Source organism: Streptomyces luteogriseus, from assembly GCF_014205055.1.
Lineage (GTDB): Bacteria > Actinomycetota > Actinomycetes > Streptomycetales > Streptomycetaceae > Streptomyces > Streptomyces luteogriseus.
The window spans coordinates 2,391,821-2,412,592 of record NZ_JACHMS010000001.1 but is presented as its reverse complement, the minus strand read 5'-3'; the positions used below and the strand labels follow the sequence as shown (position 1 = coordinate 2,412,592).

Here is a 20,772-nt window from a genome sequence, read left to right as displayed (position 1 = left end):
CCCCCCTGTAGGCTCCCCGCATGGACCTCGTGATCGGCCCACTCGACCTCTCCGCGCACGTCGACGAGGCCCTGGCCGTCCAAGCCGTGGCCTTCGGACTGGGCCCGGACGAGGTAGCCGTCCGTCGCCAGATCGTCCTGCGCCACATGACCTACCCGGGGGCGAGGGCTCTCGGCGCCACCGCCGACGGCGAACTCGTCGGCTTCGTCTACGGCATGCCCAACGACCGCACCCACTGGTGGTCCACGGTCGTCGAGCCCTACCTCCGCGCCCTGCGCAACGACCACTGGCTCGACGACTCCTTCGTGATCACCGAACTGCACGTCCACCCCGCGTACCAGAACCGCGGCCTCGGACGCTCCCTGATCACCACGATCACCGACGGCGCCGCCGAACCCCGCTCGATCCTCTCCGCGATCGACACCGACAGCCCCGCCCGCGCCCTGTACCGCTCCCTCGGCTACCAGGACCTGGCCCGCCAGGTCCTCTTCCCCAGCGCACCGAAGCCGTACGCCGTCATGGGCGCCCCTCTGCCGCTGTGCCGCGGATAACCGATTTCCACCGCCGCGCACCCCCCGGATAACCTCCTGCCAACACCTTCCCCCACTCTCGGCTCCGCTCGAGCGGGGGGACCCCAAGCAGCAGGAGCAGAGGAACCATGGCGAACGCACCGGTCCAGCGCATGTCCCAGTTGTTGGCGAAGACGTTGCGCGACGACCCGGCCGACGCCGAGGTCCTCAGCCACAAGCTCCTCGTCCGCGCCGGCTACGTGCGCCGCACCGCCGCCGGCATCTGGAGCTGGCTGCCCCTCGGCAAGAAGGTACTGGCCAACGTCGAGCGGATCGTCCGCGAGGAGATGGACGCCGTCGGCGCCCAGGAGGTCCTGCTCCCCGCCATCCTGCCGCGCGAGCCCTACGAGGCCACCGGCCGCTGGGAGGAGTACGGCCCCGAGCTGTTCCGCCTCCAGGACCGCAGGGGCGGCGACTACCTCCTCGGCCCCACACACGAGGAGATCTTCACCCTCCTGGTGAAGGACCAGGCGTCCTCCTACAAGGACCTGCCGGTCATCCTCTACCAGATCCAGAACAAGTACCGCGACGAGGCCCGCCCCCGCGCCGGCATCCTGCGCGGCCGCGAGTTCCTGATGAAGGACTCCTACTCCTTCGACACCGAGGACGAGGGCCTCGCCAAGTCCTACGCCCTGCACCGCGAGGCCTACCAGAAGATCTTCGCGCGCCTCGGCCTCGACTACCGCATCTGCGCCGCGACGGCCGGCGCCATGGGCGGCTCCAAGTCCGAGGAGTTCCTCGCCCCGGCCGAGGCCGGCGAGGACACCTTCGCCGACTGCCCGAACTGCGACTTCGCGGCCAACACCGAGGCGATCACGTACGAGTTGACGTCCGTCGACGCCTCGGACGTGCCGGCCGCCGAGGACATCCCCACCCCCGACACCCCCACCATCGAGACCCTCGCCGCCTCCCTCGGCGTCCCGGCCTCGGCCACGCTGAAGAACCTCCTCGTGAAGGTCGACGGCGAGATCGTCGCCGTCGGCGTCCCCGGGGACCGCGAGGTCGACATGGACAAGGTCGAGGCGCACTTCGCCCCGGCCACCGTCGAGCTGGTCACCGAGACGGACTTCGCGGCCCGCCCCGACCTGGTCCGCGGCTACGTCGGACCGCGCGGCCTGGAGAAGGTCACGTACATCGCCGACCCGCGGGTCGCCCCCGGCACGGCCTGGATCACCGGCGCCAACAAGGCCGGCACGCACACCAAGAACGTCGTCGCGGGCCGTGACTTCGAGGTCGACGCCTACGTCGACGTCGTCGTCGTGCAGGAGGGCGACCCCTGCCCCACGTGCGGCACGGGCCTCGTCCTCGACCGCGCCATCGAGATCGGCCACATCTTCCAGCTGGGCCGCAAGTACGCCGACGCCCTCAAGCTCGACGTCCTCGGCCAGAACGGCAAGCCGGTCCGCGTCACCATGGGCTCCTACGGCATCGGTGTCTCCCGCGCGGTGGCCGCCCTGGCCGAGCAGAGCGCCGACGACAAGGGCCTGTGCTGGCCCGCCGAGGTCGCCCCGGCCGACGTCCACGTGGTCGCCGCCGGCAAGGCCCTGCAGACCGAGCTGGCCCTCGACATCTCCGGGAAGCTGGCCGCGGCCGGTGTCCGCGTCCTCGTCGACGACCGTCCCGGCGTCTCCCCGGGCGTCAAGTTCACCGACTCCGAGCTGATCGGCGTACCGAAGATCCTGGTGGCCGGCCGGCGCGCGGCCGACGGCGTGGTGGAACTGAAGGACCGCCGCACCGGCGAGCGTGAGGAACTGACGGTCGAGGAGGCCGTCGCCCGCCTCACGGCGTAGCACCGACAGGACCGGGCGGACTGGCCGAATCGGTCCGCCCGGTACTCGACGACACGGCGCGGGCCGGCGCCGGGGGCGCAGCACGCGGTCCCGGCGCCTACAGCCAGCTCGCGAACTCCAGCAGCAGCTCCGCATCCCGCGGGCGTCCGACCCGCCCCGCCCGCACGCCCGACTCCACGGCCCGGAACAGCGTCCAGCCCCGCAGCCGCTCCTGGTCCACGTCCAGGGACTCGGCGAGCCGCTTCACCCGGCGGCGGGTGGTGGCCGCGCCGGACGGCTGGGCGATCAGGTCCTCCACCCGGTCCCGCACCAGCCGGGCCAGATCGAAGGCGCACTCGCCGACCACCGGGTCGGGCCCCACGGCCAGCCACGGCATCCGCTCCCCGCCGAGCACCTTGCTCTGCCGGAACGTACCGTGCAGCAGCCGGTGTTCGGGCGGCGCGGCCAGCAGCTCCTCGCGCGCCGCGAGCGCCAGGCCGACCAGCGGGGCCACCTCGGGATCGGACTCGGCCCGGGCCCGCATCGCCTCGGCCTGCCGGCCGGTCCGGTCGGCCACGGTCTCGAAGGGGAAGCCGGCGGGCGGCTCCACCCACAGCCGCCGCAGCGTCCCCGCCGCCTCCAACAGTGCCTTCGCCTCCGGCAGCGACCGCACCGACACGTCCGGATGCAGCCGCTCCAGCAGCAGGACGCCCTCCGCCGAGAAGGGCTCCAGCAGCTGCACGGCACCCCGCCCGGCCCACTGCGCCAGCGCGGCCCGCTCCGCCTCGGGGCGGGCCCGGCCCGGCGCCAGCTTGAGCACGGCGGGCATCCCGTCGGCGGTCCGCACCAGGACGACCAGGCTGCTGCGCCCGCCCGGCACCTGCACCCGCTCCACGGTCAACTCGCGTAGCGCGACGGCCTGCTGCGCCGCCTCGGGCAGCTTCTCCAGCCAGTCGTCACCGTCCGGTGCCGTCTCACCGAGCGCCCTGACCAGACGCTTCGGCGGTTCGAAGACCATGCGCGAGTCGTTCCCTTCATGCTGTCCGCGGTGCGTGCCCGGCCGGGGTCACGCCGTCGGCGCCGCCGAGGGCGGGGCCGTGCCGGCCCGCTCGGCGAGCCCAGGGAAGGCTACGCTCTCGCCGCGCCAGCGCACCGCCCGCACCGCCGCCTCCCGCAGCGCCTCGGCGGCCAGCACCCGCCGCCCGCCGCCCGCCGCGCGCACCAGGTCGGCGTACACCCCCGCCACCCGGTCCTCCAGCTCGGCCGCGAGCCGCACGGCCGCCGCCGAGTCCGGCACCTGGAAGGGCAGGGCGTAACCGGCGGACGCGGCCACCGGCCGGCCCCCCAGGTCCTTCACCTCGCGCACCAGCGCATCCCTGCGCGCCCGGTGCGCGTCGAACGCCGTGAGCGCCTCGGAGCGCTGCCCGGCCCCGATCCTCCCGCCGACGATGCCGTAGCCGTACACCGCGGCGTGCTCGGCCGCCAGCGCCGCCTGCAGGGCGCGCAGCTCCCGGTCCTTCTCCTCGCTCACGCGTCACCCTCCGTCAGCAGGTACACGTGCGCAGCCCCGGCCGCCGCCACCGACGCAAGCAGCCGTGCCAGCTCACCCGGCACCCCGCCGAGCGCCTTGGCCCGCCGGTCGGCGAGCTCCCGCTCCGCGGCGGCGAGCCCGGCGAGGGCCTCCTTGTCGTTCCCCGGCACGGTCGCGGACGGGGCGGGCGAGGCCGATGAGGCCGACGAGGTCACCGACGAGGACGCGGAGGGAGATGCGGAAGGGGACGCCGAGGGCGATGCCTTCCGGCCCCCGCCGAACGCCCGCGCGTGCCGTACGACCTCCTCGCGCAGCGGCCGCAGGCGGCCCGCGAGCCCCGGCCGGGTGGCGATCACCGCGTCGTAGCGCTCGACCAGCCCCTCGCTGTCCCGGGCCGCACGCGCGCGTGTCCGCTCCGCCGCCGACGAACCGTCGTCGGCCGGTCCGCCGGAGTCCTCGCCGGTGCAGCCCGTCAGGACCAGGGCCGCCGGGGCGACGGCGAGCAGACTCCTTCTGCGCGGCCCCGACCGGGCGCGCGGCGATGAGGGGAAGGGCACGTCAGACGTCCTCGGGGGCTCGTTGCGAGAAACATTCGAGAAAGCGGGGACTGCAAGGGCTGCACGCCCGTGATCACGGTACCCGGGCCCTCGCCCGGCATCACTCAGCGGCACCGTTCGTGACCGGGTGGACGGCAACACTCCCCGCGACCGGATACCCTTTGACCAGACACGCGCCCAACCCACAACAGCACACGCGGCCGAGGAGTCACCCGGATGAGCACCACCCAGAGCGAGAGGCTGCGAGAACTGCTGGAGCCGCTCGTCACCTCCCAGGGCCTCGATCTCGAAGAGATCGAACTGGACTCCGTCGGACGCAAGCGTGTGCTGCGCGTGGTCGTCGACTCGGACACGGGCGCCGACCTGGACCGGATCGCCGATGTGAGCCGCGCGCTCTCGGCGAAGCTCGACGAGACGAACGCGATGGGCGAGGGCGAGTACACCCTCGAGGTCGGCACCCCGGGCGCGGAGCGCCCCCTCACGGAACACCGGCACTACGTCCGCGCCACGGACCGGCTGGTGAAGTTCCAGCTGGCCGAGGGCGGCGAGCTGGTCGCCAGGATCCTGAAGGTCGACGACGAGGGTGTCGACACCGAGGTGCCCGGAGTGAAGGGCCGCAAGGCCACCGCCCGCAGACTCGCCTTCGACGACATCGTCCGGGCGCGTGTCCAGGTCGAGTTCAGCCGCAAGGACAACAAGAAGGAAGAGGAGGCGTAGCCGTGGACATCGACATGAGCGCCCTGCGGGGCTTGGTTCGGGAGAAGGAGATCTCCTTCGACCTGCTGGTCGAGGCGATCGAGTCGGCCCTCCTCATCGCCTACCACCGCACCGAGGGAAGCCGCCGCCACGCGCGCGTGGAGCTCAACCGGGAGACCGGCCATGTGACCGTGTGGGCGAAGGAGGACCCCGACGACCTCGAGGAGGGCCAGGAGGCCCGCGAGTTCGACGACACCCCGTCCGGTTTCGGCCGTATCGCCGCCACCACGGCCAAGCAGGTCATCCTGCAGCGCCTGCGCGACGCCGAGGACGACGCGACGCTCGGTGAGTACGCCGGCCGCGAGGGCGACATCGTCACCGGCGTGGTCCAGCAGGGCCGCGACCCGAAGAACGTGCTCGTCGACATCGGCAAGCTCGAGGCCATCCTGCCCGTGCAGGAGCAGGTGCCGGGGGAGACGTACCCCCACGGCATGCGCCTGCGCTCCTACGTCGTCCGGGTGGCCAAGGGCGTCCGCGGGCCCTCCGTCACCCTTTCGCGCACGCACCCCAACCTGGTGAAGAAGCTCTTCGCCCTGGAGGTGCCGGAGATCGCCGACGGCTCGGTGGAGATCGCCGCGATCGCCCGTGAGGCCGGTCACCGCACGAAGATCGCGGTACGGTCCACCCGCTCCGGCCTGAACGCCAAGGGCGCCTGCATCGGCCCCATGGGCGGCCGTGTACGCAACGTCATGGGCGAGCTGAACGGTGAGAAGATCGACATCGTCGACTGGTCCGAGGACCCGGGCGACATGGTGGCGAACGCGCTGTCCCCGGCGCGTGTCTCCAAGGTGGAGATCGTGGACATGGCGACCCGGTCGGCCCGGGTGACCGTGCCCGACTACCAGCTGTCCCTGGCCATCGGCAAGGAAGGGCAGAACGCCCGCCTCGCGGCCCGGCTGACCGGCTGGCGGATCGACATCCGCCCGGACACCGAGCCGGCCGGGAACGGCTCCGAGGAATAGATCCAAGCCGCGGGCCGTTCAGATCACGACAGGTTCATGCGCGCCAACTGTTCGAATCCTGCCCCAAAGGGGTGAGGCGCGCACGGGGAGGTAGACTTAAAGGTGTCTGGCCGGACGCTCGCCCGAGCATGCCCTGAACGCACCTGTGTGGGGTGTCGGGAGCGAGCGGCCAAGACCGAGCTGTTGCGGATCGTGACGATCAAGGACGCATGCGTTCCTGATCCACGCGGTACGCTGCCCGGCCGGGGTGCGTACGTACACCCCGCACCGGTCTGTCTCGACCAGGCGGTACGCCGCCGGGCGTTCCCGAGGGCACTGCGCGTCCCGGGACCGCTCGACACAAAGGCGTTGCGCCGATACGTCGAGCAGACGACAGTTGCCGAGCAGGCAACACGGTAAGACGTGCCGTACGGAACCCCGTGCGGCTAGGTACCTCGCGAGTCGAAAGCAGGTCGAGATTGCGATGAGCACTCGATGAGTACGCGATGAGTACGCCCATGAACTAGCGACGGTCCGGACGCAACCCGGACCTCAAAGGAGCGAAGTGGCTAAGGTCCGGGTCTACGAACTCGCCAAGGAGTTCGGTGTCGAGAGCAAGGTCGTCATGGCCAAGCTCCAGGAACTCGGTGAATTCGTCCGTTCGGCGTCTTCGACGATCGAAGCGCCTGTCGTACGCAAACTGACGGACGCCCTCCAGCAGGGCAGCGGAGGCGGCAAGTCCGCCCCTGCCCGCAAGGCTGCCCCGGCGAAGCCGGGCGCCCCCTCTCCCGCGCAGGCTGCCCGTCCGGCCGCCCCGCGCCCGCCGGCCCCCAAGCCGGCTGCCGCCGAGAAGCCCGCGGCTCCGGCCGCGCCGGCCACTCCCGGCCCCCGTCCCACCCCGGGCCCGAAGCCCGCGCCGCGGCCTGCCCCGGCGTCCCCGGCTCCGACCACGCCCGAGTTCACCGCGCCCCCGTCGACGCCCGCCGCTCCGGCCGCGTCCCAGGGCTCCGGTGCGCGTCCGGGCGCCCCGCGTCCGGCCGGCCAGTCGCCGCGTCCGGGTGCTCCGCGCCAGGGCGGTCCCGGCCAGGGTGGCCAGGGCCGTGGTGACCGCGGCGACCGTCCCGGCGCTCCGCGCCAGGGTGGCGGCGCCCCGCGTCCCGGTGCCCGTCCGGCGGGTCCCCGTCCGGGCAACAACCCGTTCACCTCTGGTGGCTCCACCGGCATGGCGCGCCCGCAGGCGCCCCGTCCGGGCGGCGCCCCGCGTCCGGGCGGCCCCGGTGCCCCCGGCGGTGCCCCGCGTCCGCAGGGCCAGGGCCAGGGCGGTCCCCGTCCGCAGGGTGCCGGCGGCGGTCCTCGTCCGCAGGCTCCGGGCGGCGCGCGTCCGACCCCGGGCGGCATGCCCCGCCCGCAGGGCGGCGGTCCCCGTCCCGGCGGCGGTCCCGGCGGCCCGCGTCCCAACCCCGGCATGATGCCGCAGCGTCCCGCTGCCGGCCCGCGTCCCGGCGGCGGTGGCCCCGGCGGCCGCGGTCCCGGTGGCGGCGGTCGTCCCGGTGGCGGCGGCGGCGGTCGCCCGGGTGGCGGCGGCTTCGCCGGTCGTCCCGGTGGCGGCGGTGGCGGTTTCGCCGGTCGTCCCGGTGGTCCCGGCGGCGGTGGCGGCGGCTTCGCCGGTCGTCCCGGTGGTCCCGGCGGCGGTGGTCGTCCCGGCTTCGGTGGCCGTCCCGGCGGTCCCGGTGGCCGTGGTGGCACGCAGGGTGCCTTCGGCCGTCCCGGCGGTCCCGCGCGTCGTGGCCGCAAGTCGAAGCGGCAGAGGCGCCAGGAGTACGAGGCCATGCAGGCCCCGTCGGTCGGCGGTGTGATGCTGCCTCGCGGCAACGGCGAGACCGTTCGCCTGTCGCGCGGTGCCTCGCTCACCGACTTCGCGGAGAAGATCAACGCCAACCCGGCGTCGCTCGTCGCGGTCATGATGAACCTCGGCGAGATGGTCACGGCCACGCAGTCCGTCTCCGACGAGACGCTGCAGCTCCTCGCCGACGAGATGAACTACACGGTTCAGATCGTCAGCCCGGAGGAGGAGGACCGCGAGCTCCTCGAGTCCTTCGACATCGAGTTCGGCGAGGACGAGGGCGACGAGGAGGACCTGATGGTCCGCCCGCCCGTCGTCACCGTCATGGGTCACGTCGACCACGGTAAGACGCGGCTCCTCGACGCCATCCGCAAGACGAACGTCATCGCGGGCGAGGCCGGCGGCATCACCCAGCACATCGGTGCCTACCAGGTCGCGACCGAGGTCAACGACGAAGAGCGCAAGATCACCTTCATCGACACCCCGGGTCACGAGGCGTTCACCGCCATGCGTGCCCGTGGTGCCCGGTCGACGGACATCGCGATCCTCGTCGTCGCGGCCAACGACGGCGTCATGCCGCAGACGGTCGAGGCGCTCAACCACGCCAAGGCGGCCGAGGTCCCGATCGTCGTCGCGGTCAACAAGATCGACGTCGAGGGCGCCGACCCGACCAAGGTGCGCGGTCAGCTGACCGAGTACGGCCTGGTGGCCGAGGAGTACGGCGGCGACACCATGTTCGTCGACATCTCCGCCAAGCAGGGTCTGCACATCGACTCCCTGCTGGAGGCCGTGGTCCTCACGGCCGACGCCTCGCTCGACCTGCGGGCCAACCCGCATCAGGACGCGCAGGGCATCTCGATCGAGTCCCGCCTCGACCGCGGCCGTGGTGCCGTGTCGACGGTCCTCGTCCAGCGCGGCACCCTGCGGGTCGGCGACACCATGGTGGTCGGCGACGCGTACGGCCGCGTCCGGGCGATGCACGACGACAACGGCAACAGCGTTGCCGAGGCCGGCCCGTCGACGCCGGTTCAGGTCCTCGGCCTGACCAACGTCCCGGGTGCGGGCGACAACTTCCTGGTGGTCGACGAGGACCGTACGGCCCGTCAGATCGCCGAGAAGCGCGCCGCCCGTGAGCGGAACGCCGCGTTCGCCAAGCGCACGCGCCGTGTCTCGCTCGAGGACCTGGACAAGGTGCTGAAGGCCGGCGAGGTCCAGCAGCTGAACCTGATCATCAAGGGTGACGCTTCCGGATCCGTCGAGGCGCTCGAGTCCTCGCTGCTCCAGCTGGACGTCGGCGAAGAGGTCGACATCCGCGTCCTGCACCGTGGTGTCGGTGCGGTCACGGAGTCCGACATCGACCTGGCCATGGGCTCCGACGCCATCGTCATCGGCTTCAACGTGCGCGCCGCCGGGCGTGCGCAGCAGATGGCCGAGCGCGAGGGTGTCGACGTCCGGTACTACTCGGTCATCTACCAGGCGATCGAGGAGATCGAGGCGGCCCTGAAGGGCATGCTCAAGCCGGAGTACGAGGAGGTCGAGCTCGGTACGGCGGAGATCCGCGAGGTCTTCAAGTCGTCCAAGCTGGGCAACATCGCGGGTGTTCTCATCCGCTCCGGCGAGGTCAAGCGCAACACCAAGGCGCGCCTCATCCGCGACGGCAAGGTGGTCGCGGAGAGCCTCAACATCGAGGGTCTGCGTCGCTTCAAGGACGACGTCACCGAGATCCGCGAAGGGTTCGAGGGCGGTATCAACCTCGGCAACTTCAACGACATCAAGGTCGACGACGTCATCGCGACGTACGAGATGCGCGAGAAGCCGCGCGTCTGATCCGAGTCACGATCGGGGCCGGTCGACGGGACATATTCCGTCGATCGGCCCCGGCCGTTGCGTGTACGGTTCCCGTATCCGCGTCGAAGCGTGGCGCCCGTACCCCGAACCGGCGGGACATCCGGATACACACATGTATGTGGGGACTCTGTCCTTCGACCTGCTCCTCGGCGACGTCCACTCGCTCAAGGAAAAACGCTCTCTCGTCCGTCCGATCGTGGCCGAACTCCAGCGCAAGTACGGGGTGAGCGCGGCGGAGACGGGGAACCAGGACCTCCATCGCAGGGCCGAGATCGGGCTCGCGGTGGTCTCGGGGGAGACGGGACACCTCAGTGACGTACTGGACCGCTGTGAGCGGCTCGTCGCCGGGCGGCCCGAAGTCGAACTGCTCTCGGTTCGACGCAGGCTCCACAGCGACGAAGACTGAAGCAACAAGAAAGCACTTAAGGAGACGGACCAGTGGCCGACAACGCGCGGGCTAAGAGGCTGGCGGACCTCATCCGAGAGGTGGTGGCCCAGAAGCTGCAGCGCGGGATCAAGGACCCGCGGCTCGGCTCGCACGTCACCATCACGGACACCCGGGTCACGGGTGACCTCAGGGAGGCGACCGTCTTCTACACGGTGTACGGGGACGACGAGGAGCGCGCGGCGGCCGCCGCCGGCCTGGAGAGCGCCAAGGGCATCCTGCGCTCCGAGGTGGGCCGGGCCGCCGGTGTGAAGTTCACGCCGACCCTGGCCTTCGTCATGGACGCCCTGCCGGACAACGCCCGCACCATCGAGGACCTCCTCGACAAGGCGCGCCAGTCCGACGAGAAGGTGCGCGAGGCGTCCGCGGGCGCCAGGTACGCCGGCGAGGCCGACCCGTACCGCAAGCCCGAAGAGGACGACGAGACGGACGACAGCGCCGAATGACCCAGAAGCACACCACGCCCGACGGCCTTGTCATCGTCGACAAGCCGTCGGGCTTCACTTCGCACGACGTCGTCGCCAAGATGCGCGGCATCGCCAGAACACGACGCGTCGGACACGCGGGCACCCTCGACCCGATGGCGACGGGCGTCCTCGTCCTCGGCGTCGAGAGGGCGACCAAGCTCCTCGGCCATCTCGCGCTGACCGAGAAGGAGTACCTGGGCACCATCCGGCTCGGGCAGAACACCCTCACCGACGACGCCGAGGGGGACATCACCTCCTCCACGGACGCCTCCAAGGTCACCCGCGAGGCGATCGACGCCGGGATCGCCGGGCTGACCGGCGACATCATGCAGGTGCCGTCCAAGGTCAGCGCCATCAAGATCAACGGAGTGCGGTCCTACAAGCGGGCGCGCGAGGGCGAGGAGTTCGAGATCCCGGCCCGGCCCGTCACCGTCTCCTCGTTCGGCGTGTACGACGTCCGGGACGCCGTCGCCGACGACGGCACGGCCGTGCTCGACCTGGTCGTCTCGGTCGTCTGCTCCTCCGGCACCTACATCCGCGCCCTGGCCCGTGACCTGGGCGCCGGCCTGGGCGTCGGCGGTCACCTCACCGCCCTGCGCCGCACCCGCGTCGGCCCCTACAAGCTGGACGCGGCCCGCACGCTCGACCAGCTCCAGCAGGAGCTGACCGTGATGCCCATCGCCGAGGCCGCCACGGCGGCGTTCCCCCGCTGGGACGTCGACGACCGGCGGGCCAAGCTGCTCACCAACGGCGTACGGCTGGAGATGCCCGAGACGTACGCGGGCGCCGGCCCCGTGGCCGTCTTCGACCCGGAGGGCCGCTTCCTCGCGCTCGTCGAGGAGCAGCGGGGCAAGGCCAAGAGCCTGGCCGTCTTCGCCTGACGGAGGAACCGGGGGCCGGGTGCCCGTCCGTGGAGCGGCGGCCACGGGGTACCTCCACTGCCGCCGCTCCACGGTCCCCCCTCGGTTCCCCCACCCCTAGGGTGTATCCAGCCGCCCCCCTTCCTTCACCCGTCCGTGCGGGCGCTCGGAGTGAACCGGGGGAGCGGAAGGGGGCGCTTTCGCGGAGCGACCTGTCCCGCTGATCATCCCGCCCCTACCGTCGAACACGAGGGCACGGGTGTACGGCGGGGAGGCTCGACGATGGCGTCGCGGAACCGGTCCCGGGAGACGGACGACAGCCCACAAGGCTCCCCGCACCTCCCCGGACGAGCGGGACACGAGGGCGGGGCGGTCCCCGGGGACGCCCTCGTCCGTGTCCACGACCTGGCCGGGCGCCCCCGTGGCACCGGCTTCCTGGCCGACCACCACGGCACGCTGATCACCAGCCACGAGGCTGTCGACGGCCTGCCCCGGCTCGTCCTGTACGGCGCCGGGGGCCGCCGCCGGGTGGTGTCCGCCGACGCGATCACCCCGCTGCCCGCGCTGGACCTGGCCCTCGTCCGGACCGAGGGGCTCGGCGTGCCGCCACTGCCCGTCACCGTGGGGGAGGGGCCCGGGACCGGCGCCTACGTCCGGATCGCCGCCGGGGGCTGGCGCGAGGCGCGGGTGCTGGGCCCGGCCTCCGTGACGTACGCGGCCACGGACCGTTTCCACCGCCTCGACGACGCGCTGGAGCTGGCGGTCGGCACGGCGGGGCGGGACGCGCTGCGACGGGGCGGCGGAGCGGCCGGCGGCCCGGTGCTCGACGCCGGCACCGGTGCCGTGGTCGCGGTCCTCGGCACCGCGCTCAGCTCCGACCACCGCGACGTCGGGTTCGCCGTACCGCTGCGGGCCCGGGTCCCCGGGGCTGCGGGGCCGCTGGGCGAGCTGCTCGCCGAGAACGCGACGACGGTCCCCGCGTACGGCGCGGACCTCAATCCGGCCGGGGTACTGGAGCTGACCGGCGCCTCGATGGCGCTGGATGGCCCGCCCGGCGGCCCCGGTGCCCCGCCACCGGTCGAACGGGCGGCCGTGGCAGCCGAGTTCACCATGTTCATGGGAGGCCCGGCGACCGTGCTCGGCCTCGTCGGACCACCGGGCAGCGGCCGGACGACGGAACTCGCGGCGCTCGCCGCGCGGCGTCGGCGAGCGGCGCAGCCCACGCTGTGGCTGCGAGGCTGCGAACTGCGGGACGGCGATGCGTCGGTGGCGGACGCGGCACGCCGGGCGCTGGATCGGGCCGCCCCCGCCGTGACGGCCGCCTCCGGCTGCGCCGACCTCGGCGACATCACGCCCGAGCGTCTCGCCCGCCTCGCCCGCTCCCTGGGCCGCCCGTTGCTGCTTCTGCTCGACGGCCCCGAGGAGATGCCACCGGCCCTCGCCCGCCGGATGACCGACTGGGCGGACGGGACCGCGCGGTGGCTGCGGGAAGCCGGAGCCCGGCTGGTGGTGGCGTGCCGGGCGGAGTACTGGGAGACCGCGTCCTTGCCCGCGGAGCAGTGCGTGTGGCTCGGCGACCTCACCGAGGACGAGGCCCGGGAGGCGCGGCGGACCCACGGCATCCCCGAGCGCGCCCTCGCCACGGCCGACGCCCGGCATCCCCTCGTCCTAGGCCTCCTCGGAGAGGTCCGGGCGGCTGCCTCCGCGCCTCCGGGAGGGACCGCGGCTTCGGAACGGACCGTGCCTCCGGCAGGGACCGTGCCTCCGGCAGGCACCGTGCCTCCGGTAGGCACCGTGCCTCCGGTAGGGGCCGTGCCTCCGGTAGGGGCCGTGCCTCCGGTAGGGGCCGTGCCCCCGGCAGGCACCGTGCCCCCGGCAGGCACCGTGCCTCCGGTAGGGACCGTGCCTCCGGTAGGGACCGCGGTCCCGGAAAGGGCCGCGATCGATCGGAGCGACGTCTTCACGGCCTACCTGGACCTGATGTCCCTGCGCATCGCCACCCGCCTGGCCGCGGGCAACGGCCTGCAGGGCACGGCCGTACGGCGGCTGGCCGCCAGGGTCGCCGGGCAGGTGCACGAGGCCGCCCGGCGCAGTCTCGGCCCGGGGTCGGGGGGCCTCGACCGGGAGGCGTTCGAGGCGGTGTTCCCGTGGGGGCCCGCCCCGGCGCGGCTCGGCGGCTGCTCGGGCTGGGCGTCGGCCGTGCTCGCCGAGGGCCTGCTCGTGCCCGCCGGAGCCGGTTACCGCTTCGCGCACGAGGGGCTCGCCGACTGGCTCCAGGGCATGCACCTCGACCTCGACGAGGCCCTGCACGTCCTCGTGCACCGCGGCGAGGACGCACAGTCCGACCCCGTGCCGCGCCACCGCATCGGGCCGGTCGTGCAGGCCCTGCTCTGCCTCGCCCGGCAGCACGGCGCCGGCCGACTCGCCTCCCGCCTGGCCGACCTCGTGCACGCCCTGGACGCAGATCCACGGTCCTGGTGGGCCGCCCGGCTGCTCGCCGGGACGCTCTCGGCCCTGCCCGACGCGGCGCCCTACGCGGAGGTGCTGCGGTTGCTCGCCGACCGGATCGTGGCCTGGCGGCGGCAGGAGCCGCCCGTGCCGCAGGAGCTCGGGCCCGCCTTCTGGACCGGCCTGCGACTACCCGAGGAGACACGCTGCGCGCTGCTGCGTCGGCTGGTACACGCCGACGGGCCGCCGTGCGAGGCCGGGCCCCGCTTCCTGGACGCCGTGGCAGGACTCCTCGCCGCCGACCCCACGGCCGTGCAACCGCAGCTCGCCCGCTGGTTCGACGACGAGCAGCCGCTGCCCGCCACCCCGCACGCGACCGTCGCCACGGCCGCGCAGGCGCTGCTGCACACCCACCGTCACGGCGCCCTGGACGATCTGGCGGACGTGCTCGTCGACCGCGCACACCCTAGGGCCGACGAACTGCTCGCCGTGCTGACCGAGGAGGAACCGTCGGCGGTGTGCCGGGCCGTCGACCGGTGGGCGCGCGACGAGCGGCCCGCCCGGCGGGGCGCCGCGGTGGCGCACGGACTGCGCGTCGCGCCGCATGTGAGCACCGGGGGCGACCGCGCCCTCCTGCGCTACGCGGCCCTCGCCCTGCTCGCCCGCCCCGCCGACCGCGCCCTGCACGGCGGCGCCCTCGCCCTCCTCGTCCAGGACCCCCACACCCGGGCCCGCTACCTCCCGCGGGCCTTGGAGCAATTCGCGGCGGGCGACCCGCGGTTCTCGCCGGACGCACTGGCCGGAGCCCTCCTGACCGACCCCGAGCCGGTCCTCGGGGCCTTCGCGGCCCGGCTGGAGCGGCCCGACGCGGAGGAGGCGCTGCGGGCACTCGCCGACGCCACCCCGCCCGCCCTGGCCCGGCGGGTCGCCGCGCTGGTGTGCCGGGCGGCGCAACTGCGGCCGGAACTCGCCGGGCAGGTGGCCGCCTACGCGGACCAGCGGCTCGACCGGGGCCCCGCCGCCCGGTCCGTGCTCCTGCCGCTGGTCACCGGCCTGCTGGAGGACGGCCCGGTTCGGCTGCGCTGCGCCCTCGCCGGCGTCGTCAGCCCGCCCGGCGTCCCCGCCTCGCGCCCGCTGCGCCGCGAACTGCGCGACGCGCTCCTCGCCCGGGAGCACGACACCGACGTCCTGGACGCGCTGCTGAACGCCGCCGCCCGCAACGGCGGCGACGACCTGCGCGACCTCGTCCACCGCATCGGACTGCTCCTCGTGCGCACCCCGGAGGGCGCCACGCGCTTCGACCGGGCCCTGGTCGACCTGGGCCGGCACGTGCCCGGCTTCGCCGCCCGCGCGGCCGCCTGGCTGAGCGACGCGCCCGAGGAGTGGGCGGCCCTGGTCGGGCCCAGTTCCCACCGGATGATCGAGAACCTGGCGGGCGCGGGCGTCCCCGCGTGACGGCCTCCCGGGTGGCGGCCCGGCGTACGGTGTCGTGCGCCCTGTCACAGCCCCCATGCCGATGCTGGCAGGAGGCACCCGGCATGGCACCCTTAGTCCTGCGCACGAGGCAACCACGAACAACGACCGGACACGAGTTCGACGAGCTTTCGACAAGGAGCAGGCACAGTGCAGCGCTGGCGTGGCTTGGAGGACATCCCCCAGGACTGGGGACGCAGCGTCGTCACCATCGGCTCCTACGACGGAGTGCACCGCGGGCACCAGCTGATCATCCGGCATGCCGTGGACCGCGCCCGGGAGCTGGGCGTGCCCGCCGTCGTCGTCACCTTCGACCCGCACCCCAGCGAGGTCGTCCGCCCGGGCAGCCACCCTCCGCTGCTCGCCCCGCACCACCGCCGCGCCGAACTCATGGCCGACCTGGGTGTGGACGCGGTGCTCATCCTCCCCTTCACGACCGAGTTCTCGAAGCTGTCCCCGGCCGACTTCGTCGTCAAGGTCCTGGTCGACAAGCTGCACGCCAAGGCGGTCGTCGAGGGCCCCAACTTCCGCTTCGGCCACAAGGCCGCCGGGAACGTGGAGTTCCTGTCCACGCAGGGCAAGACCTACGACTTCGAGGTCGAGATCGTCGACCTGTACGTGACGGGTGAGGCGGGCGGCGGCGAGCCGTTCTCCTCCACGCTGACGCGGCGGCTGGTCGCCGAGGGCGACGTCGGGGGCGCGGCGGAGATCCTGGGCCGACCGCACCGGGTCGAGGGCGTCGTCGTCCGGGGTGCCCAGCGCGGGCGCGAAATGGGCTTCCCGACCGCCAACGTCGAGACTCTGCCGCACACGGCCATCCCGGCCGACGGGGTGTACGCCGGCTGGCTGCACGCCCAGGGGGAAGCGATGCCGGCGGCGATCTCCGTGGGGACGAACCCGCAGTTCGAGGGGACCGAGCGCACGGTGGAGGCGTACGCCATCGACCGGGTGGGGCTCGATCTGTACGGGTTGCATGTCGCGGTCGACTTCTTGGCGTTCGTGCGGGGGCAGGCGAAGTTCGAGACCCTGGACGCGCTGTTGGTTCAGATGGCGCAGGACGTCGAGAAGTGCAGGGAGTTGGTGGCGGCTGAGGGGGCTGTTTAGTCTCCTTGTGGGCCGTCTGCGGGTGCGTCGTGGCTTGTCGCGCCCACGCGGCGGAGCCGCACATCGTTACAGCCCCGCGCCCCTGAGGGCGGATGACACTGCCCAGTGGCAGGCCACCTGGGATTGCCCGCCCCCGCTCAGCACCTCCAGATCCTGGTTTCTGCATGCGTCCGCCACGCCCGCAGCTTCCGCCTCGCCGGCCGCCAGGATCTGGCAGCGCACGTGGAAGCGGCAGCCCGACGGGACGTTGGACGGGTCCGGGGGCTCGCCCGTGAGGATCACCGGGGCGCCGGGAGCCTCCGGGAGCACGGACAGCAGCGCCTGCGTGTAGGGATGCCGCGGTGCCGTGAGGACCTGCTCCACCGCACCCGTCTCCACGATCCGGCCCAGGTACATCACCGCGACCCGGTCGGCGATGTTCCACGCCAGGCCCAGGTCGTGCGTGACCACCAGCGCGGACAGGCCCAGTTCGGCGCGCAGCCGCAGCAGCAGGGCGAGGATCTCGCCGCGTACCGAGGCGTCCAGGGACGCCACCGGCTCGTCGGCGACGAGGAGTTCGGGTTCCAGGACGAGCGCCCCGGCGATGACGACCCGCTGGCGTTGCCCGCCGGACAGCTCGTGCGGGTAGCGCAGGAAGAAGCGCTCCGGGGGGCGCAGGCCGGCCCGGGACAGGGCCTCGGCGACCGCTGTGCGTTCGTCGCCGCCGTAGCCGTGGATGCGCAGGCCCTCGGCGACCGCGTCGTACACCGTGTGACGGGGGTTGAGCGAGCCGCTCGGGTCCTGGAGGACCAGCTGGACGCGCTTGCGGTAGGCCTTGAGGGACCGGCCGGAGTAGTCCAGCGGGCGGCCGTCGAAGGTGACCCGGCCCGCCGTCGGCTCGACCAGCCCGAGCAGGCTGCGGGCCAGGGTCGTCTTGCCGCAGCCGGACTCACCGACCAGGGCGACGATCTCGCCGGGGCGGATGTCGAGGTCGACGCCGTCCACCGCGCGGGCCCGGGGGCCGCCGTGCCGGCCGGGGAACGTGACGTGGAGGCCCTGGGCGCTGAGCAGCGGGGCCGTGGTGACCTCGGGGGCCGTGGGGGAGATGGTCATGGCGTGCCGGGCCTCGCTTCCTCCAGGGCCTCCGGTTCGTCGGCCGGGCCGTTCTCAGGGGCCCCAGGTGTGCGGGCCGCGCCGTTCTCAGGGGCCTCAGGCGTGCCGGCCGAGCCGTCCTCAGGGGCCGCCTCGGCTGTCGCCCGCTGTTCGGCGGTTTCCGCTTCCGGTGGTCCGACCAGCACACACGCGGCCCGCCGCTCCGGCCCCGCCGCCCGCAGCACCGGGTCCTCCTCGGGGCACGACTCCAGAGCCACCGGACAGCGCGGATGGAACGTGCACCCCGACGGCAGCGCCGCCGGGTCCGGCGGGTCGCCCGCCAGGCCCTGCGGGGCGAACCGGGACGCCGGGTCGCCGATGCGCGGGAAGGCTGCCGACAGAGCCCGGGCGTAGGGGTGCCGGGCGTCCTCGTACACCTGCCGGGCCGGGCCCTCCTCGACCACCCGGCCCGCGTACATCACCGCGAGCCGGTCGCAGGTGTCGGCGAGGATGGCGAGATCGTGGCTGATCATGATCAGGCCGAGGTCCTGGTCCGCGACCAGCTGCTCGATGAGCCGGAGGATCTGGGCCTGGATCATGACGTCGAGCGCGGTCGTCGGCTCATCCGCGATGACGAGCTGAGGGTCGCAGGCCAGGGCCATGGCGATCATGACGCGCTGGCGCTGGCCGCCGGACAGCTCGTGCGGGTAGGCGTCGGCACGGGCGGCCGGCAGACCGACCTGCTCCAGCAGCTCGCCGGCCTTCTTCTTCGCCCCGGCCGCCGTGGCCTTCCGGTGCAGCAGGATCGGCTCGGCGATCTGGTCGCCGACGCGGTGCACGGCGTTCAGGGAGTGCATCGCGCCCTGGAACACGATGGAGGCCCCGGCCCAGCGGACCGCCCGCACCCGGCCCCACTTCATGGCCAGCACGTCCTCGCCGTCCAGGAGCACCTCTCCGGTGATCCGGGTCCCCGCCGGCAGCAGCCGCAGCAGGGCCAGCGCCAGCGTGGACTTGCCGCAGCCGGACTCCCCGGCGAGGCCCAGCTTCTGTCCCGCGTCCAGCCGCAGGTCCACCCCGCGCACGGCGGCCGCCCCGCCCCCGTACGTCACGGTCAGGTTCCTGACGTCGAGCAGACTCAACGCGACACCCCCAGCCTGGGGTTGAGGACGGCCTCCACGGCCCGGCCGCACAGCGTGAACGCCAGCGCCACCACGGCGATGGCGATGCCCGGCGGCACCAGGTACCACCAGTCCCCGGCACTGACCGCGCCCGCCTCGCGCGCGTCCTGGAGCAGTCCGCCCCACGACACGACCGTGGGGTCGCCCAGGCCGAGGAAGGCGAGCGTCGCCTCCGCGAGGATCGCCGAGGAGATGATCAGGGTCGTCTGGGCCAGCACCAGCGGCATCACATTCGGCAGGACGTGCCGGGACATGATGTGCCAGTGGCCGCCGCCGAGCGCCTGTGCCCGCTCGATGTACGGCCGGGTCTCCACCGCGAGGGTCTGGGCCCGCACCAGCCGGGCCGTGGTCGGCCAGGTGGTGACGCCGATCGCCACGACGGTCGTGGTCAGCGAGCGGGACATCACGGTCGCCAGGGCGATCGCGAGCACCAGCGTCGGCATGACCAGGAACCAGTCGGTGATCCGCATCATCACCGTCGCGTACCAGCCCTTGAAGTGTCCCGCCGTCACCCCGATCAGGGTGCCGATCGCCACCGACAGCACCGCGGCGAGCAGCCCGACCAGCAGCGACACCCGCGAGCCCCAGATCACCAGGCCCAGCAGGTCACGCCCGAACTGGTCGGTGCCGAGCGGGAACTCGGCACTCGGGCTCTGCATCGGACGCCCCGGCGCGTTCGTCACGCTGCTCACGTCGGAGCCGACGAACAGCGGTGCGAACAGCGCCAGCAGCGCGCACAGCGCGAGCACCGTCAGGCCGTACAGCCCCGCCCGTTCGGAGCGGTACCGCCGCCAGAAGCGGGCAACGGAGGCCCGGCGCCGCTGCCGGGCCAGGGCACGCGGGCCGAGGACCCTCTCGGTCGTCGTCATCGGGCCACCCGGGGGTCCAGCAGCGGATAGACCAGGTCGGCGAGGGTGTTCATCAGGATCACCGCTGCGGCGAACACGAAGAACAGCCCCTGCACCAGCGGCAGATCGGGCACGCTCAGCGCCTGGTAGAACAGCCCGCCGAGGCCGGGCCAGGAGAACACCGTCTCCACGAGGATCACGCCCGCCACCGTCCGCCCGAGGTTGATGAAGATCAGCGTCACGGTCGGCAGCAGCGCGTTCGGCACGGCGTGCCGACGGCGTACGAGGTCGTCGCGCAGCCCCTTGGCCCGTGCGGTCGTCAGATAGTCGCTGCCCATCTCGTCCAGCAGCGCCGACCGCGTGACCAGCAGCGTCTGCCCGTACTCCACGGCCACCAGCGTCACCACCGGCAGCACCAGATGGTGTGCCACGTCCAGGACGTACGCGAGGCCCTCCTCGCCGCCCGACTCCATGCCGCCGGTCGGGAACATGCCGGGCAGTGGGCCGATGCCCACCGACAGCACGATGATCAGCAGCAGCCCCAGCCAGAAGGACGGGATGGAGTACAGCGTCAGCGCGAGGCCCGTGTTGACGCGGTCGCCGAGCCTGCCGTGCCGCCACGCCGACCGGGTGCCGAGGAGGATGCCCAGCGCGGTGTAGAGGACGAACGCCGTCCCCGTGAGCAGCAGGGTGTTCGGCAGCGCCTCGGTGATCTTGTCGATGACGGGGGCGCGGAACTGGTACGACGTCCCGAAGTCACCCGTGAGCGCCTTGCCGCAGTAGTCCGTGAACTGCCGCCACAGCGGCAGGTCGAGCCCGAACTCCTCGCGGTAGGCGGCCAGCTGCTCCGCCGACACCTGACGGCCGCCCGTCATGGTCTTCACCGGGTCGCCGGGGATCAGCCGGAAGAGGAAGAAGCTGGTCACGAGCACGGCCAGCAGCGAGACGGCGGCACCGGCCACCTTGCCCGCCAGGTACCGCGGGTACGCGGAGCTCTTGCGTACCCGCGGCCCGGCCGCCCTCTGCTTGTCCTCGACCAGCGCGGGGGTCGCGTCAGCGGTCAT

At 73.2% G+C, this 20,772-nt stretch carries 18 protein-coding genes; 11 read left to right on the top strand and 7 right to left on the bottom strand.

Annotated features, from left to right (window positions below):
- Positions 1–20: 20 nt before the first annotated feature.
- Complete coding sequence (locus tag BJ965_RS10435; RefSeq protein WP_184908412.1) at positions 21–551, top strand: GNAT family N-acetyltransferase; 531 nt, start codon at positions 21–23, stop codon at positions 549–551.
- 107 nt (positions 552–658) lie between these two features.
- Positions 659–2,359 carry a proline--tRNA ligase gene (locus BJ965_RS10430; RefSeq protein WP_184908411.1) on the top strand — a complete coding sequence of 567 codons (1,701 nt, stop codon included), beginning with the start codon at positions 659–661 and terminating at the stop codon, positions 2,357–2,359.
- Between the two features lie 97 nt (positions 2,360–2,456).
- On the opposite strand, the gene BJ965_RS10425 is transcribed toward BJ965_RS10430, so the two are convergent.
- Genes BJ965_RS10425 through BJ965_RS10415 form a run of 3 tightly spaced genes read right to left on the bottom strand, consistent with a single transcriptional unit; the run spans position 2,457 to position 4,426 of the window.
- Positions 2,457–3,356: an aminoglycoside phosphotransferase family protein gene (locus tag BJ965_RS10425; protein ID WP_184908410.1), complete on the bottom strand. Its 900-nt coding sequence runs from the start codon at positions 3,354–3,356 to the stop codon at positions 2,457–2,459.
- Between the two features lie 48 nt (positions 3,357–3,404).
- A complete protein-coding gene (locus BJ965_RS10420; RefSeq protein WP_184908409.1) occupies positions 3,405–3,869 on the bottom strand; it encodes a ferritin-like domain-containing protein in 465 nt (154 codons plus the stop codon).
- Positions 3,866–4,426 carry a hypothetical protein gene (locus BJ965_RS10415; RefSeq protein WP_184908408.1) on the bottom strand — a complete coding sequence of 187 codons (561 nt, stop codon included), beginning with the start codon at positions 4,424–4,426 and terminating at the stop codon, positions 3,866–3,868. Before BJ965_RS10415 ends, BJ965_RS10420 begins: the two co-directional genes overlap by 4 nt.
- Positions 4,427–4,642: 216 nt before the next feature.
- Here BJ965_RS10415 and rimP point away from each other — a divergent pair, with 216 nt between their 5' ends.
- From rimP to BJ965_RS10370, 9 genes are all read left to right on the top strand, one after another.
- The gene (gene rimP / locus BJ965_RS10410) at positions 4,643–5,143 is read left to right on the top strand and encodes a ribosome maturation factor RimP (protein ID WP_184908407.1); all 501 of its coding nucleotides are present in this window, start codon (positions 4,643–4,645) and stop codon (positions 5,141–5,143) included.
- A 2-nt stretch (positions 5,144–5,145) separates the two neighbouring features.
- Positions 5,146–6,144: a transcription termination factor NusA gene (nusA, locus tag BJ965_RS10405; RefSeq protein WP_184908406.1), complete on the top strand. Its 999-nt coding sequence runs from the start codon at positions 5,146–5,148 to the stop codon at positions 6,142–6,144.
- Positions 6,145–6,246: 102 nt separating this feature from the next.
- Positions 6,247–6,543, top strand: a complete 297-nt coding sequence (locus BJ965_RS10400) for a YlxR family protein (RefSeq protein ID WP_184908405.1) — start codon at positions 6,247–6,249, stop codon at positions 6,541–6,543.
- A gap of 145 nt (positions 6,544–6,688) precedes the next feature.
- A complete protein-coding gene (gene infB / locus BJ965_RS40125) occupies positions 6,689–9,793 on the top strand; it encodes a translation initiation factor IF-2 (protein WP_184908404.1) in 3,105 nt (1,034 codons plus the stop codon).
- 133 nt (positions 9,794–9,926) lie between these two features.
- On the top strand, positions 9,927–10,220 hold the full coding sequence (locus BJ965_RS10390) for a DUF503 domain-containing protein (RefSeq protein WP_184908403.1): 294 nt from the start codon (positions 9,927–9,929) through the stop codon (positions 10,218–10,220).
- Between the two features lie 32 nt (positions 10,221–10,252).
- Complete coding sequence (gene rbfA, locus BJ965_RS10385; protein WP_030853210.1) at positions 10,253–10,705, top strand: 30S ribosome-binding factor RbfA; 453 nt, start codon at positions 10,253–10,255, stop codon at positions 10,703–10,705.
- Positions 10,702–11,607 (top strand): tRNA pseudouridine(55) synthase TruB, encoded by a 906-nt coding sequence (gene truB, locus BJ965_RS10380; RefSeq protein WP_184908402.1) that lies wholly within the window; start codon positions 10,702–10,704, stop codon positions 11,605–11,607. Before rbfA ends, truB begins: the two co-directional genes overlap by 4 nt.
- Before the next feature lie 261 nt (positions 11,608–11,868).
- Positions 11,869–15,489, top strand: coding sequence for a trypsin-like peptidase domain-containing protein (locus tag BJ965_RS10375; RefSeq protein WP_184908401.1), 3,621 nt, complete (start codon positions 11,869–11,871; stop codon positions 15,487–15,489).
- A gap of 168 nt (positions 15,490–15,657) precedes the next feature.
- Positions 15,658–16,611 (top strand): bifunctional riboflavin kinase/FAD synthetase, encoded by a 954-nt coding sequence (locus BJ965_RS10370; protein WP_184908400.1) that lies wholly within the window; start codon positions 15,658–15,660, stop codon positions 16,609–16,611.
- A 66-nt stretch (positions 16,612–16,677) separates the two neighbouring features.
- Here BJ965_RS10370 and BJ965_RS10365 read toward each other — a convergent pair whose 3' ends face one another.
- From BJ965_RS10365 to BJ965_RS10350, 4 genes are read right to left on the bottom strand one after another with little or no spacing between them, the layout of a single operon-like run.
- Positions 16,678–17,703: an oligopeptide/dipeptide ABC transporter ATP-binding protein gene (locus BJ965_RS10365; RefSeq protein ID WP_184908399.1), complete on the bottom strand. Its 1,026-nt coding sequence runs from the start codon at positions 17,701–17,703 to the stop codon at positions 16,678–16,680.
- The gene (locus tag BJ965_RS10360; protein WP_184908398.1) at positions 17,700–18,821 is read right to left on the bottom strand and encodes an ABC transporter ATP-binding protein; all 1,122 of its coding nucleotides are present in this window, start codon (positions 18,819–18,821) and stop codon (positions 17,700–17,702) included. Before BJ965_RS10360 ends, BJ965_RS10365 begins: the two co-directional genes overlap by 4 nt.
- On the bottom strand, positions 18,818–19,729 hold the full coding sequence (locus BJ965_RS10355) for an ABC transporter permease (protein WP_184908397.1): 912 nt from the start codon (positions 19,727–19,729) through the stop codon (positions 18,818–18,820). Before BJ965_RS10355 ends, BJ965_RS10360 begins: the two co-directional genes overlap by 4 nt.
- A complete protein-coding gene (locus BJ965_RS10350; RefSeq protein ID WP_184908396.1) occupies positions 19,726–20,772 on the bottom strand; it encodes an ABC transporter permease in 1,047 nt (348 codons plus the stop codon). The genes BJ965_RS10355 and BJ965_RS10350 overlap by 4 nt, the downstream gene beginning before the upstream one ends.